This window comes from Pseudomonas sp., from assembly GCF_030698175.1.
In the GTDB taxonomy this organism is placed as follows: Bacteria; Pseudomonadota; Gammaproteobacteria; order Pseudomonadales; family Pseudomonadaceae; genus Aquipseudomonas.
In genome coordinates, this window is sequence record NZ_JAUYNT010000042.1 from 14,157 (window position 1) to 27,610 (window position 13,454).

Consider the following 13,454-nt stretch of genomic DNA (forward strand, 5'->3'; position numbering starts at 1 on the left):
GGCGCTCCGCAGCGTTCTGGTGCAGTACCGGCGCAGGCGCCACACGAGTGCTAGGATCGCTTGGCGCGCGGCAATCGCCAGCGGCAGCCATGCCTAAAAGGAGTTCCACAGTGGTTGAAGTGACTGGCATAGATCATCTGTACATCAGCGTTAGCGACCTGCCGCTTTCCGAGGCTTTTTATGATCAGCTGCTGATCAATACCTTGGGCTTTCGCAAAAGCCGCTTCAGCCTCGCCGGGGCTGCGCATATTCAGTATTTCAACCGGCACTTCGGCTTTGTGCTGCGCCCGGCCACCAGCGCTGGCAACCACGACCCATACGCGCCAGGGCTGCAGCACTTTTGCTTGCGGGTCGAGTCGATCGCCGATGTGCATGCCGTGGCCGAGCAATTGCGCGGCGCCGGCATTGCCGCCAGCCCCGCACAGCTGTATCCACAATACGCGCCCGACTACTGCGCCACGCATTTTTGCGACCCCGACGGCATCCGCCTAGAGGTCAGCAACTACCGGCAAGAGCGCCGCGAGCGCCATGACCACTGGCCGCCAAGTCAGACGGAAAACAGCCCAACGTGAATCTTTAACCTGCGAGCAGTACACCAATGAATACCCAAGAATGCATTAATTATTGCCGATTGCTGCCCGGCGCCAGCGAGACAAATTTTGGCCCGCCGGCCAATATTTTGCAGTTCCAGTTGGATGAAAAACGCTTTGCTTACTTCAAAACCAGCGAACCGGAACAATGGCGTTTTAGCCTGCGGGTAAGCCCAACACGCTTTATCGAACTCACCGATCAAGCCGGTATAAAACCGGCCAGGTATATGCACCGTTTTCATTGGATCAGCATCGTCAACCTGGCCTCGGTAGACCCCGATTACCTCAAGGAGCTGATCCACGGATCCTACCAGCAGGCCTTCACGGCCTTAAGCAAAAAAAGGCAGGCCGAGCTGCGCCCCTAACCGATTCGCCGCAGCTTTTACTGGGTTCTACACGCCTGGGCTGGATACAGTGGCCGTCAGCAGATGAAGGGCGCAGCCAAATTGGGTGCCAGTGCTAAACTTAAGCCAGACCCATGGCGGGTCACGGTCCTGCCGATTGCGGTGTCTTCACCGCGAGCTGTCAGGGATCTCACCCACGGGGGCGGGGGCTCCGCGGCTAACCGATGGGAGGTGTGCCATGAACCGGCACTACTACATAAGTGACAACCTGGACGAGCTGGAAAGCGTTGAGAAGGAACTGGAAGCCAGCGGCATCAGCACCGAGCAGATTCATGTACTCAGTGAAAACGATGCCGAGGTCGCCCAGCACCACCTGCATGATGTGCCTTCGGTGATGAAGCAAGACCTGATTCGCTCGGGAGGCGCCGGGGTGATGATCGGCTTCGTCTTGGCGTTGGTGGTCTTGTGCCTGTCCTACGCCTTCGGGCTGACCGAAACCACCACCGGCTGGCTGCCCTTTATCTTTTTAGCCGTCGTGCTGATGGGCTTTGCCACCTGGGAAGGCGGCCTGCTGGGAATCCAAAAGTCCAACCAGTCGTTTCGCCAATTTGAGCAGAGCTTGCACGAGGGCAAACACCTGTTCTTCGTCGATGTAAAAGCAACCCAAGAAGCACAGCTGGGCCACGTGCTGAGTCGCCATCCAAACTTGCAAATGGCCGGGACCGGCAAAGCAGTGCCCGAGTGGCTGCTCACCTCGCAACAGAAGCTGCATCAACTGAAACGCACCCTGGGCGGCCTCTAACCGGCACCCAGATTGCGCGCCAGCGTGTTGCAACACGCCGCCCCAGACCGGCGGCGTGGCGGCTGATCGCCCTGTGCTTGCGACTAGCGGGCAGTGCTTGGGCGTGCGCCAAGAGCCCTGGAACACGCCAAGCAACAGCAAAAACCAGCGAGCTGAGCTATTGATCACCCTCGCCCAGTCGCTAACCAGTTAGAATTGCTCATCGCCAGGCTGCCAAGCCTGACGCACACAGGGACGTTGTCACTCAGGAGTTTCACCTTGCATAAGTTCATTATCTTGGCCGCCTGCTTGCTGCTGGGCGCCTGCGCGGCTAACCAGCAATCGTTGTACGAGCAGTTGGTCCGCACCGGCAGTAGCCCGGTCGCCAGCAATACACTGGAAGCCATCCACAATACCCAGGCGATCCCGCTGCCGGTGAATACCGGCCTGCTGACGCCAAACTGGCCGATCAGCGCCAACGAGCCTCGGATGTCTTTTGGCAGCTCGATTTCCAATTACCGGATGTTCTCCCTCGAGTTGAAAAAAGGCGAGCGTTACACCCTTAACGTCAACTCGATCTGCCACAGCCCCTGCATGGGCTTTAACAAACTGGCGGTTAAACCCCGGGCGCTGCTACTGGATGCCAACGGCGCAGTGATCGCCAAGAAGCCTTCGCGCGTGTCGACGGTGCTCGGCCAGATCACCCTGAGCTGGGATGGCGAAGCTGCCGAAAATGGCACCTACTACCTGCTGGTGGCCGCCGATAACGATGACGTAGGCCGCACCATAGTGATTGATGATGCGTGGATCAATAACTCGCCGCTGATGCTGGTCAAGGTCGACATGAGCAGCTCGCCGTTCGGCGATATCCGCGCCTACTCCAGCCCGCGCAGCAATTAATGCGCGCCGATCCAGCTGCCTAGGGCGGCTGGATCGACCCAGTTTTAGCGCCGGCTTTCGCCCCGCAACCCACGCGCCCCACTCCCCGCCCGCAGGCAAACTGTTACTCTGCCCCATCCCCTCCATCATCCTCTGGAGCGCCCGTGGCCCCGGTTATTTCGATTCAACAGCTGAGTAAAACCTACGCCAGCGGCCACCCGGCCTTGCGCAATATCAATCTGGATATCCGCAAAGGCGAGATCTTTGCCCTGCTCGGTCCCAATGGCGCCGGCAAGACCACCCTGATCAGCATCGTCTGCGGCATCGTCAATCCCGGCAGCGGCACCGTGCAGGTTGGCGGCTACGACATAGTGCGCGACTACCGCGCCTCCCGTGGGCAGATCGGCCTGGTGCCGCAAGAGCTGTTCAACGATGTGTTCGAAACCGTCTGGGCCACCCTTAAGTTCAGCCGCGGCCTGTTCGGCAAGGCGCCCAACCCGGCCTACCTGGAGCAGGTGCTGCGCGACCTGTCGCTGTGGGACAAAAAAGACGCGAAGATTTTTGAATTGTCCGGCGGCATGAAGCGCCGGGTGATGATCGCCAAGGCGTTGTCCCATGAGCCTTCGGTGTTGTTTTTGGATGAGCCCACCGCCGGCGTCGACGTCGAATTGCGCCGCGACATGTGGGCCATGGTGCGGCGCCTGCGCGAGCGCGGAGTGACCATCATCCTCACCACCCACTACATCGAGGAGGCCGAAGAAATGGCCGACCGCATCGGGGTGATCAGCAAGGGCGAGATCATTCTGGTCGAAGACAAACAGGTGCTGATGCAGCGCCTCGGCAAGAAGCAGCTGACGTTGCAACTCAAGCAGCCGCTGAGTTTGATTCCCGTCGCCCTGGCGCCTTACGCCCTGGAGTTGGCCGATGATGGCCATGAGTTGGTGTTCAACTTCGACGGCCAGCGCGAGCAGACCGGGATTGCCGAACTGCTGGGCGATTTGGCCGCGAACGGCATCGAATTCAAGGATTTGAAGTCCAGCGAAAGCTCCCTGGAAGATATCTTCGTCAACCTGCTCAGGAGCCGCCCGTGAATATCCATGCGATCCGCGCTATTTATCTGTTCGACGAATTGCCGCGCGATTTGGCCGGCAACCCCAGCGAAAGCTCCCCGGAAGATATCTTCGTCAACCCGCTCAGGAGCCGCCCGTGAACCTCCATGCGATTCGCGCCATCTATTTGTTCGAGCTGGCCCGCACCTGGCGCACCCTGCTGCAGAGCATCGCCACCCCGGTGATTTCCACCTCGCTGTATTTTGTGGTGTTCGGCTCGGCCATCGGTTCGAGCATGACCGAAGTGCAGGGCATCAGTTACGGCGCCTTTATCGTGCCGGGGCTGATCATGCTGGCGATGCTCACCGAGAGCATCTCCAACGCCGCCTTCGGCATCTATATGCCGCGCTACTCCGGGACTATCTACGAGGTGCTGTCGGCGCCGATTTCGCCGCTAGAAATAGTCGTCGGCTACGTCGGCGCGGCGGCCACCAAGTCGGTGATTCTGGGCTTGGTAATTTTGCTCACCGCGCGGCTGTTCGTCAGCTTCGAGATCGCCCATCCGCTGTGGATGCTGCTGTTGATGCTGCTGACGGCAGTGACCTTTAGCCTGTTCGGCTTTATCGTCGGCATCTGGGCCGATGGCTGGGAGAAGCTGCAGGTGGTGCCGGCGCTGATCGTCACGCCGCTGGCCTTCCTCGGTGGCAGTTTTTACTCCATCAGCATGCTGCCGCCGCTGTGGCAGACCATCACCCTGTTCAACCCGGTGGTGTACCTGATCAACGCCTTTCGCTGGAGCTTCTACGGCATCGCCGACGTGCATGTCGGCATGAGCCTGGGCATGATTGCCGGCTTTCTGCTGCTCTGCCTGCTGATGGTGACCTGGATGTTTCGCACTGGTTACCGACTGAAGAATTAGCCCGCAGCCGGCCGTAGGATGTGGTGGAGCGCAGCGATACCCATCATGGGTTTGATCGCCGTTGGATATTCGATGGGTATCGCAAGCTCAACCCATCCTACGGTTCTGCAGACAAACAAAAACGCCCCGGCAACTGCCGGGGCGTTTTTTATGCAACATCGATCAGCTGCGGATCAGGTGATCGAAGGCGCTCAACGCCGCCTTGGCGCCTTCACCGACGGCGATGACGATCTGCTTGTAGGGCACTGTGGTCACATCGCCGGCGGCGAAGATGCCGGGGATATTGGTGCCGCCCTTGGCGTCGACGATGATCTCGCCACGCGGGGTCAGCTCCACCACGCCTTTCAGCCAATCGCTGTTAGGCAACAGACCGATCTGCACGAAGATGCCCTCCAACACCACAGTATGCAGCTCGTCGCTGTGGCGATCCTGGTACACCAGGGCATTAACCTTCTGCCCGTCGCCTTTGACCTCGGTGGTCAGGGCGCTCTTGATGATGGTCACATTGCTCAGGCTGTTGAGCTTGTTCTGCAATACGGCATCGGCACGCAACTGGCTATCGAACTCGATCAGGGTGACGTGCGCGACTATGCCGGCCAAGTCGATGGCCGCTTCCACGCCAGAGTTGCCACCGCCGATCACCGCCACCCGCTTGCCCTTGAACAGCGGGCCATCGCAATGCGGGCAGTAAGCCACACCTTTGCCACGGTACTGCTGCTCGCCGGGTACGTTCATTTCCCTCCAGCGCGCGCCTGTGGAGAGGATCAGGGTCTTGGCTTTCAGCGTCGCACCACTTTCAAACTTCACTTCATGCAGGCCACCGGCATGACTGGCGGGAATCAAGGCGCTGGCGCGCTGCAGATTCATGATGTCGACGTCGTACTGCTTAACGTGTTCTTCCAGCGCACGGGCCAGCTTCGGCCCTTCGGTTTCTTGCACCGAGATAAAGTTCTCGATCGCCATGGTGTCGAGCACCTGGCCGCCGAAACGCTCGGCGGCGACGCCGGTGCGAATGCCTTTACGTGCGGCGTAGATGGCCGCCGCAGCACCGGCCGGGCCACCACCGATCACCAGTACGTCGAAGGCGGCCTTGGCGTTGAGCTTCTCGGCGTCACGGCTACTGGCGCCGGTGTCGATCTTGGCGAGAATCTGCTCGACTTCCATACGGCCCTGGCCGAACAGTTCGCCGTTCAGGTAGATGCTCGGCACCGACATGATCTGCCGTGACTCGACTTCGGCTTGGAACAGCGCGCCGTCGATGGCCACGTGACGGATATTGGGATTCAGCACGGCCATCAAGTTCAGCACCTGGACTACGTCCGGGCAATTCTGGCAAGACAGCGAGAAATAGGTCTCGAAGTTGAATTCGCCTTCGAGGTTCTGAATTTGTGAGATCACATCCTGAGCCAGCTTGGAGGGGTGACCGCCCACTTGCAGCAGCGCCAGTACCAGCGAGGTGAACTCGTGGCCCATCGGCAGGCCGGCGAAACGCAGGCTAATAGCGCCGTTGGGGCGGTTCAACGCGAAGGACGGCTGGCGCGCATCGCTACCATCTTCACGCAGGGTAATTTTGTCGGTCAGACTGACGATATCGTGCAGCAGGCCACTCAGTTCGCGGGATTTATCGCTGTCATCGAGGGACGCGACGATCTCGAACGGCTGGGTGACCTTTTCGAGGTAGGCCTTCAACTGGGTTTTAAGATTGGCATCCAACATGATCAGTACCCCTTTTTACGAAATTCAGAGACAAAAATGCCCAGACGGATCACGCCCAGGCATTCGGGCAGTGCGGAGTCGGTTGACGACCCCGCAGCGCATGACGACTTTGTGAGTCGTATTTAGATTTTGCCAACCAAGTCCAACGACGGCGCCAGCGTGGCTTCACCTTCTTTCCACTTGGCTGGGCACACTTCACCTGGGTGAGCGGCGGTGTACTGGGCAGCTTTCAGCTTGCGCAGGGTTTCCGACACATCACGGGCGATTTCGTTGGAGTGGATTTCCACGGTCTTGATCACGCCTTGCGGGTTGATCAGGAAGGTGCCACGCAGGGCCAGGCCTTCTTCCGGGATATGCACGCCGAAGGCGTTGGTCAGGGTGTGGGTCGGGTCACCGATCAGCGGGAACTTGGCTTTGCCTACCGCTGGGGAAGTCTCGTGCCAAACCTTGTGCGAGAAGTGGGTGTCGGTGGTGACGATGTACACCTCGGTACCGGCCTTCTGAAACTCGGCGTAGTTGTTGGCCGCGTCTTCAATTTCAGTCGGGCAGTTGAAGGTGAAGGCAGCCGGCATGAAGATCAGCACCGACCACTGACCTTGCAGGCTCTGCTCGGTGACTTCGATAAACTTGCCGTTGTGGAAAGCGTTGGCTTTGAACGGCTGGACTTGAGTGTTGATCAGCGACATGGGTGCTTCCTCGTGGGGATAAGTAGTTGACGAGAAAGATCATAGAGGTGGCGTTGCGCTAAAGCTTATTGATTGAACCCATGGCTACGATTGACTAAGCCAATCGTAGCTTCGAGCATTGATCAAGTCAGACTATCGTTAATACTCAGGACCAACTTGCCATTCACCTGATTGCTCGCCAGCGCCGCAAAAGCGGCTTCCACATCCTTGGCGGCAAAGACTTTCTCCAACTGCGGCTTGAGCCGACCCTCGCTGAACAGCGGCCACACGTGTTGGCGCAAATCGCGCAACAGATCGGCCTTGAACAGTTCATCGCGGTTGCGCAGGGTGGAGCCGAGCAATTGCACCCGTTTGACCAGCAGCATACCGAGATCAAACTGCACCTCGCGCCCGCCCATCAAGCCAATCAGCACCCAGCGGCCATCCACCGCCAACAGTTGCAGGTTGCTCTGGGCGTAGCTGGCGCCAACCGGATCGAGAATCACATCGAAAGGGGCAAAATCACGCAAGGCATCCAGCCCTTCGGTACGCACCACACCGCCTTGAGCGCCGAGGGCGACGCAATAAGCCAAGCGCTCAGGCGAGCCGACGCTGACCCAGCACGGGTTACCCAAGGCCTTGCACAGCTGAATAGCCGCCGAACCCACGCCACTGGCGCCGGCATGCACCAACACCTTCTCGCCAGGGCGCAGCCCGGCTAACTGGTAGAGGTTCAGCCAGGCCGTGGCGTATACCTCAGGCAAGGCGGCCGCTTCCAGCAAGGACAAACCATCGGGCACCGGCAAGGCATGGCCGGCATCCACCACCACTTCTTCCGCCATGCCACCGCCGGCCAGCAACGCGCAGACCCGATCACCGACTTGCCAAGCGCTGCCCGCGCCGACTTCAGTGACGACTCCGGCACATTCCAGCCCCATAATGTCGCTCGCCCCCGGCGGTGGCGGATACAATCCGGCGCGCTGTAGCAGGTCGGCCCGATTAAGTCCGGCTGCCGCGACTTGAATCCGAATTTGCCCAACATCGCAGTCAGGATTCGGCCGTTGCACCCACTGCACACCACCTTCGACGCCTTGCAAAGCCTGCATGCTGCCTCCATAGTTAGTTTCAACTGAACCCGATCTGCAATTGTCGGGTTTATTGCATTATTTAGCCGGTTGCCAATGGAACCGAGCCCGCCAAAGACGACCTAATATGCGTCATCACTTGCCTTCGAGTCGAATCAGCATGAAGCATTTCCTTCCCGGCACTGCCCTCGCCTTCCTGCTGAGTCTAGCGCCGTTGCCGCTGCTGGCAGCCGTTAGCCCACAGAACAGTTGGGATACGCTGCAGCCTGAGCGCGAGCAAGTGATCGCCAGTTTGAATATGGTCGAGTTGCTTAAACGCCACCATTACAACAAGCCACCCTTGAATGACGAGCGTTCGATCAAGATTTACCAGGGCTATCTCAAGCTGCTCGACCCCTCGCGCAGCTATTTCACCGCCGCCGACATTGCCGAATTCGACCAGTGGGGCAGCCAGTTCGATGAACTGCTCAAGGGCGGCGACCTCGATCCAGGCTTTGCCATCTACAAACGCCACCTTGATCGTCTCAAAGAACGCCTGGATTTTGCCCTCGCGCAACTTGAGCAAGGCACCGACAAGCTGGACTTTAACGTCGATGAAAGCCTGCTGATTGACCGGGAAAAATCCCCCTGGGCCAAAAACAGCGCAGAGCTGGATGAGCTCTGGCGCAAGCGCCTGAAAGATGAAGTGTTGCGCCTGAAGATCGCCGGCAAAGAGCCAAAGGCCATTCAAGAACTGTTGGTCAAACGCTACAAAAATCAGGTCTCGCGGCTCAAGCAAACCCGTGGCGAAGACATTTTCCAGGCCTATATGAACGCCTTTGCCGAGACCTACGACCCGCATACCAGCTACCTGTCGCCGGATAACGCCGAGGCGTTCGATATCAATATGAGCCTGTCGCTGGAAGGCATAGGCGCCGTGCTGCAAAACGACAACGACTACGTCAAGGTCGTGCGCCTGGTGCCAGCCGGCCCTGCCGACAAGAGCAAGCAAATCGTTCCGGCGGACAAGATTGTGGGCGTCGCCCAGGGCAATGGCGAGATGGTCGATGTAATCGGCTGGCGCCTCGATGAAGTGGTCAAGCTGATCCGCGGACCCAAAGGTTCAGTCGTACGCCTGGACGTTATTCCCGCCAGCAACGCGCCGAGCGATCAAACCACCAAGGTGGTGGCCATCACCCGTGAAGCGGTGAAACTGGAAGAGCAAGCGGCGAAAAAATCCGTGCTGAAATTGCAGCACGAAGGCCGCGATTACAAGCTGGGCGTGATTGAACTGCCGGCCTTTTATCTCGACTTTAAAGCCTTCCGTGCCGGTGACCCCGAGTACACCAGCACCACCCGTGACGTGAAGCGTCTGTTGACCGAGCTGCAAGAAGAGAAAGTCGACGGCGTGGTGCTCGACCTGCGCAATAACGGCGGCGGCTCGTTACAAGAAGCCACCGAACTGACCGGCCTGTTTATCGACCAAGGCCCCACCGTACTGGTGCGCAACAGCGACGGCCGGGTCGATGTACTGGCCGATGAAAACCCCGGCATTTTCTACAGTGGGCCGCTGGCAGTGTTGGTCAATCGGCTTTCGGCCTCGGCCTCGGAAATCTTTGCCGGCGCCATGCAGGACTACCACCGCGCACTGATTATCGGCGGGCAAACCTTCGGCAAAGGCACGGTGCAAACCATTCAGCCACTCAATCATGGCGAGCTGAAACTGACCTTGGCCAAGTTCTATCGCGTCTCTGGGCAAAGCACCCAGCACCAAGGCGTGCTGCCGGATATCGAATACCCGGCCATTGTCGACACCAAGCAAATTGGCGAAAGCGCCCTGCCCGCCGCCATGCCGTGGGACAGCATCCGCCCGGCGATCAAGCCCGAGGTGGATCCGTTCAAGCCGTTCCTGGCTGAACTCAAATCCCGCCACGAGGCCCGCACCGCCAAGGCTCCAGACTTCGTGTTTACCCGTGACAGCCTGGCGCTGGCGCAACAACTGATGCACGAAACCACCGTCAGTCTCAACGAAACCACCCGCCGCGCGCAGCATGCCGACATCGAAGGCAAGCAGTTGGCGATGGAAAACACCCGGCGTAAAGCCAAGGGTGAGGAGCAATTGAAGGAGCTGAAAAAAGTCGACGAAGACGCAACGCCGGTGGAAGAGCCCAAGACCAAGCCCGAGGATGATGCCTACCTCAGCGAAACCGGGCTGATTCTGCTCGACTACCTGGGTTTGCGCCCGGCGGTCGCCAAGCAGTAAGCGCCAGTCATCAGATCGTCACGAAACTGTCGTGAAATACAAAGGCCGGTAGCGATACCGGCCTTTTGCATTTCTGACAGAGACCATCATGACCACCATCGAACAGTTGAGCGCCTTGACCCAGATCCTTGCTCAGCGCAATTTGCACACGCTGTTCCAGCCTATTATCTCGCTGTCTGAGCGGCGCATTCTGGGCTATGAAGCCCTGACTCGCGGCCCCTCCAACAGCCCGTTGCATTCGCCCGTTCCGCTGTTTGCCGTGGCCCGGCAAAACGCTCGCCTGAGCGAGCTAGAAGTGGTCAGCCGGCAAAGCGCCTGTCGGCGTTTCAGCGAACTGCAACTGCCCGGCATGTTGTTTTTGAATATCTCCCCAGAGACCTTGCTCGAGCCCGAGCATCAGCCGGGTCGCACCCTGCAACTGCTGCAAACCTACGGCATAGCACCGAGTCAGGTGGTGATTGAACTCACCGAGCAAGCCCCCATCGAAGACTTCAGCCTGCTGCACACGGCGCTGCATCACTATCGCTCGATGGGTTTTTCGATTGCTCTGGACGACCTTGGCGCTGGTTATTCGAGTTTGCGTTTATGGTCGGAACTGCGCCCTGACTACGTCAAAATTGACCGGCACTTTATCGACGGCATTCACCTCGATCCGGTCAAACGCGAGTTTGTCGGTTCTATCCTGAAAATGGCCAGCGCCTCACGGGCTCAGGTGATTGCCGAAGGCATCGAGTTGCCCGAAGAGCTGGCGGTGCTCGCCGACATGGGCGTCGATTTGCTGCAGGGTTATTTGTTTAGTCGCCCGCAGGATCAGCCCAGCAGCGACATTCACGCCCTGCTGCCCAAGCTTGATACCAGCGCCGCGCATTTAACCGAGGACGCCTGCGACCTCAGTGCCCTGCTAAACCGACAGGTGGCCGTCAATGACGATGCACTGATCGCTCAAGTGCTCGAAGTGTTCCGCGCGCAGGCCAACTTAAACTCATTAGCGGTACTCAATGAACAGCAACAACCGATTGGCATAGTGCACCGCAACTCACTCGCCAGCGCCCTACTAAAGCCCTTTGCCACCGACCTGTTTGCCCGTAAACCCATCAGCCGGCTGATGAGTGATGACTTTTTAGTGGTTGAGCAGAACCAGTCGTTGCAGCAAGTCAGCCGACTATTAACCAGTCGCGCCCGGCAACGCATCGAGGAAGATTTCATCATCACCCAGGACGGTTTGTACCTGGGCCTGGGTCGGGTCATCGACGTACTGAAACTGATCACCGAGCTGAAAATTCAGCAAGCCCGCTACGCCAATCCATTGACCCTGCTGCCCGGCAATGTGCCGATCCAGCAATGCCTCACGCGCCTGTTGCAGCAGGCCCGCGAAGCGATGATTTGCTATGTCGATATCGACAATTTCAAACCCTTCAACGATATCTACGGCTACGCCAAAGGTGATGAGGTGCTGCTCTGTTTGGCGCAATGCTTAAGCGCGCGGATAGACCCGAGCTGTGATTTTGTCGGGCACATTGGCGGTGATGACTTTCTGCTGGTACTGGGTTCCGAGGACTGGCGCAAACGTCTCAATTGCCTGCAAGAAGACTTTCAAGGCCAGTGCCGACGCTTCTATCGCCCCGAACACCTGCAAGCGGGAGGTTTTAGCAGCAACAACCGACAAGGCCAGCAGCAGGACTTCCCACTGCTGTCGTTGTCGTTGGGGGTGGTGCATTTGCGCCCAGAGGCCTGCGCGCATTTGGATGCCAGCCAGCTGGCGGAGATGGCCTCCCAGGCCAAGCATCACGCCAAAGCGGTACCGGGCTACAGCTTGCATATTTTGGACACGCAAACTGTGCTGGATCAGAGTCCCAATTCGGTCGCCCGCGCCTCGTAGAGGGTCGCCTGCTGTGGATCAGCCGCCAAGCCAACGCCGCCCTGCGCGTATAACCCAGCCAAGCGCCGCGCCGCCAACGGATGGCCCACAGCAGCAGCCTTGATCCACCAAGCTGCGGCCACACCGGCATCGGCTGGCTGCTGTAGATCGCCAGCCAAACTGACCACACCCACCTGATAAGCCGCCTTACCATCCCCGGCCGTAGCGGCCAGTTGCAATAAACGCAAACCTTCTTGCCGCGCGCTTAGGCCCTGACCGCGAAACAACAGTAAATGCCCATAAAAGCTTTGCACGTCGACATCACCACGGGCGGCCATGCGCGCAAACTGCCCCTGCATCCAGTCCCAGGCACGCGGCTGCTTAACCAACCAGGCCCAATGAAACAAGCGCCGCGCCACTCGATAACCCACCTGGGCACGCACAGAGCCAAACATCTACAGCTCCTCGGGGTAGCTGAACTCAAACACCCGCGCCACTTCAGCCGCATGCCACGAGGCTGCGGCGACGCCATCCGCCGGACCGCTGAAACGTTCCAGCAAACTCACACATTCAAAGAAGCCCGTGCGTGGCAAGCGACTGGCACCCTGACTGATCACCAGCGCACTGCGCAGGGGCCTGTCCGCCCGCGCATCCAGCCCGGCCAGATGCTCAAGGGCGGCGGCCAGCGTCTGCATGGCTGGTGTGGGCAACTGCAAACGCTCGATCAGCGCGCGATAGGTCAGCAGATGGCGTTGCCGTTGGGCGCCGGCCAACTCCAGCAACAATGCCTGCCAATGCTGACGACTGATGCTGACACTCACGACTCGGTGCTCCAGCCGGCAATTCCCAATGCCCGTGCCAGTGGCCGTAACACCGGTTCGCCGGCCTCACGCTGGCCGTTTTCGATTTGCTCAAGATAATGCGGACTGATGCCCACCGAGCGCGCGAGCTGTTCAAGCGAAAGGTTTAAACCTTCACGCAAGGCACGCATTTGGCTGAGTTCGGCGCGTTGTGCTGGCGTCGTTGCTGCGGCGCTTGGCGGCGCAGCTTTGCTGGTCAAACCAGCGGCTTTTAACAGGGCTTGGTATTGCGCCCAAGGCAGAACCGCATATTCCGGCTCCCCCTCACGGCTGATTATTTGCACATTCATTTTAAGACTCCATGGAAAGCAGTGCTAACTGCGTCAGCACTCTCCTTGTCAGTCGCCATCTTAACAGGAGCACTGCAGCCAGTGGCGGGCAACTGCGCGCCAAGCCGAGCGCAACTAACTCAGTTTAGTCGCCCAACCCACAACGGTAACAATCCGGATAGGCCGCCATTAGGCTC

At 59.0% G+C, this 13,454-nt stretch carries 15 protein-coding genes; 9 read left to right on the forward strand and 6 right to left on the reverse strand.

Translation table 11 applies throughout. From position 1 onward, the window contains the following. Nucleotides 1-110 precede the first annotated feature (110 nt). From Q8R10_RS20390 to Q8R10_RS20420, 7 genes are all read left to right on the forward strand, one after another. Nucleotides 111-572: a VOC family protein gene (locus Q8R10_RS20390; RefSeq protein WP_305655923.1), complete on the forward strand. Its 462-nt coding sequence runs from the start codon at nt 111-113 to the stop codon at nt 570-572. A gap of 26 nt (nt 573-598) precedes the next feature. Continuing rightward, complete coding sequence (locus Q8R10_RS20395; RefSeq protein WP_305655924.1) at nt 599-955, forward strand: MmcQ/YjbR family DNA-binding protein; 357 nt, start codon at nt 599-601, stop codon at nt 953-955. A gap of 217 nt (nt 956-1,172) precedes the next feature. Next, nucleotides 1,173-1,736: a magnesium transporter gene (locus tag Q8R10_RS20400; protein WP_305655925.1), complete on the forward strand. Its 564-nt coding sequence runs from the start codon at nt 1,173-1,175 to the stop codon at nt 1,734-1,736. 258 nt (nt 1,737-1,994) lie between these two features. Continuing rightward, on the forward strand, nt 1,995-2,615 hold the full coding sequence (locus Q8R10_RS20405) for a hypothetical protein (protein WP_305655926.1): 621 nt from the start codon (nt 1,995-1,997) through the stop codon (nt 2,613-2,615). A gap of 143 nt (nt 2,616-2,758) precedes the next feature. Continuing rightward, nucleotides 2,759-3,685, forward strand: a complete 927-nt coding sequence (locus Q8R10_RS20410; protein ID WP_305655927.1) for an ABC transporter ATP-binding protein — start codon at nt 2,759-2,761, stop codon at nt 3,683-3,685. Next, nucleotides 3,682-3,804 (forward strand): hypothetical protein, encoded by a 123-nt coding sequence (locus Q8R10_RS20415; protein WP_305655928.1) that lies wholly within the window; start codon nt 3,682-3,684, stop codon nt 3,802-3,804. Before Q8R10_RS20410 ends, Q8R10_RS20415 begins: the two co-directional genes overlap by 4 nt. After that, nucleotides 3,801-4,562 carry an ABC transporter permease gene (locus tag Q8R10_RS20420; RefSeq protein WP_305655929.1) on the forward strand — a complete coding sequence of 254 codons (762 nt, stop codon included), beginning with the start codon at nt 3,801-3,803 and terminating at the stop codon, nt 4,560-4,562. The genes Q8R10_RS20415 and Q8R10_RS20420 overlap by 4 nt, the downstream gene beginning before the upstream one ends. A gap of 162 nt (nt 4,563-4,724) precedes the next feature. Here Q8R10_RS20420 and ahpF read toward each other — a convergent pair whose 3' ends face one another. The 3 genes from ahpF to Q8R10_RS20435 form a co-directional block, all read right to left on the reverse strand. Next, complete coding sequence (ahpF, locus tag Q8R10_RS20425; RefSeq protein ID WP_305655930.1) at nt 4,725-6,278, reverse strand: alkyl hydroperoxide reductase subunit F; 1,554 nt, start codon at nt 6,276-6,278, stop codon at nt 4,725-4,727. 122 nt (nt 6,279-6,400) lie between these two features. Next, complete coding sequence (gene ahpC / locus Q8R10_RS20430) at nt 6,401-6,964, reverse strand: alkyl hydroperoxide reductase subunit C (protein ID WP_305655931.1); 564 nt, start codon at nt 6,962-6,964, stop codon at nt 6,401-6,403. 122 nt (nt 6,965-7,086) lie between these two features. Next, nucleotides 7,087-8,049, reverse strand: coding sequence for an NAD(P)H-quinone oxidoreductase (locus Q8R10_RS20435; protein WP_305655932.1), 963 nt, complete (start codon nt 8,047-8,049; stop codon nt 7,087-7,089). Nucleotides 8,050-8,188: 139 nt separating this feature from the next. Here Q8R10_RS20435 and Q8R10_RS20440 point away from each other — a divergent pair, with 139 nt between their 5' ends. Then, complete coding sequence (locus tag Q8R10_RS20440; RefSeq protein WP_305655933.1) at nt 8,189-10,270, forward strand: carboxy terminal-processing peptidase; 2,082 nt, start codon at nt 8,189-8,191, stop codon at nt 10,268-10,270. An 88-nt stretch (nt 10,271-10,358) separates the two neighbouring features. Then, complete coding sequence (locus Q8R10_RS20445) at nt 10,359-12,149, forward strand: bifunctional diguanylate cyclase/phosphodiesterase (RefSeq protein WP_305655934.1); 1,791 nt, start codon at nt 10,359-10,361, stop codon at nt 12,147-12,149. On the opposite strand, the gene Q8R10_RS20450 is transcribed toward Q8R10_RS20445, so the two are convergent. Genes Q8R10_RS20450 through Q8R10_RS20460 form a run of 3 tightly spaced genes read right to left on the reverse strand, consistent with a single transcriptional unit; the run spans nt 12,116 to nt 13,278 of the window. Then, complete coding sequence (locus tag Q8R10_RS20450) at nt 12,116-12,583, reverse strand: sel1 repeat family protein (protein ID WP_305655935.1); 468 nt, start codon at nt 12,581-12,583, stop codon at nt 12,116-12,118. The two genes, Q8R10_RS20445 and Q8R10_RS20450, sit on opposite strands and share 34 nt — an antisense overlap. Further along, entirely contained in the window at nt 12,584-12,949 is a 366-nt protein-coding gene (locus tag Q8R10_RS20455; RefSeq protein WP_305655936.1) for a hypothetical protein, read from the reverse strand. Further along, the gene (locus Q8R10_RS20460; protein WP_305655937.1) at nt 12,946-13,278 is read right to left on the reverse strand and encodes a helix-turn-helix domain-containing protein; all 333 of its coding nucleotides are present in this window, start codon (nt 13,276-13,278) and stop codon (nt 12,946-12,948) included. Before Q8R10_RS20460 ends, Q8R10_RS20455 begins: the two co-directional genes overlap by 4 nt. Between the last annotated feature and the right edge of the window lie 176 nt (nt 13,279-13,454).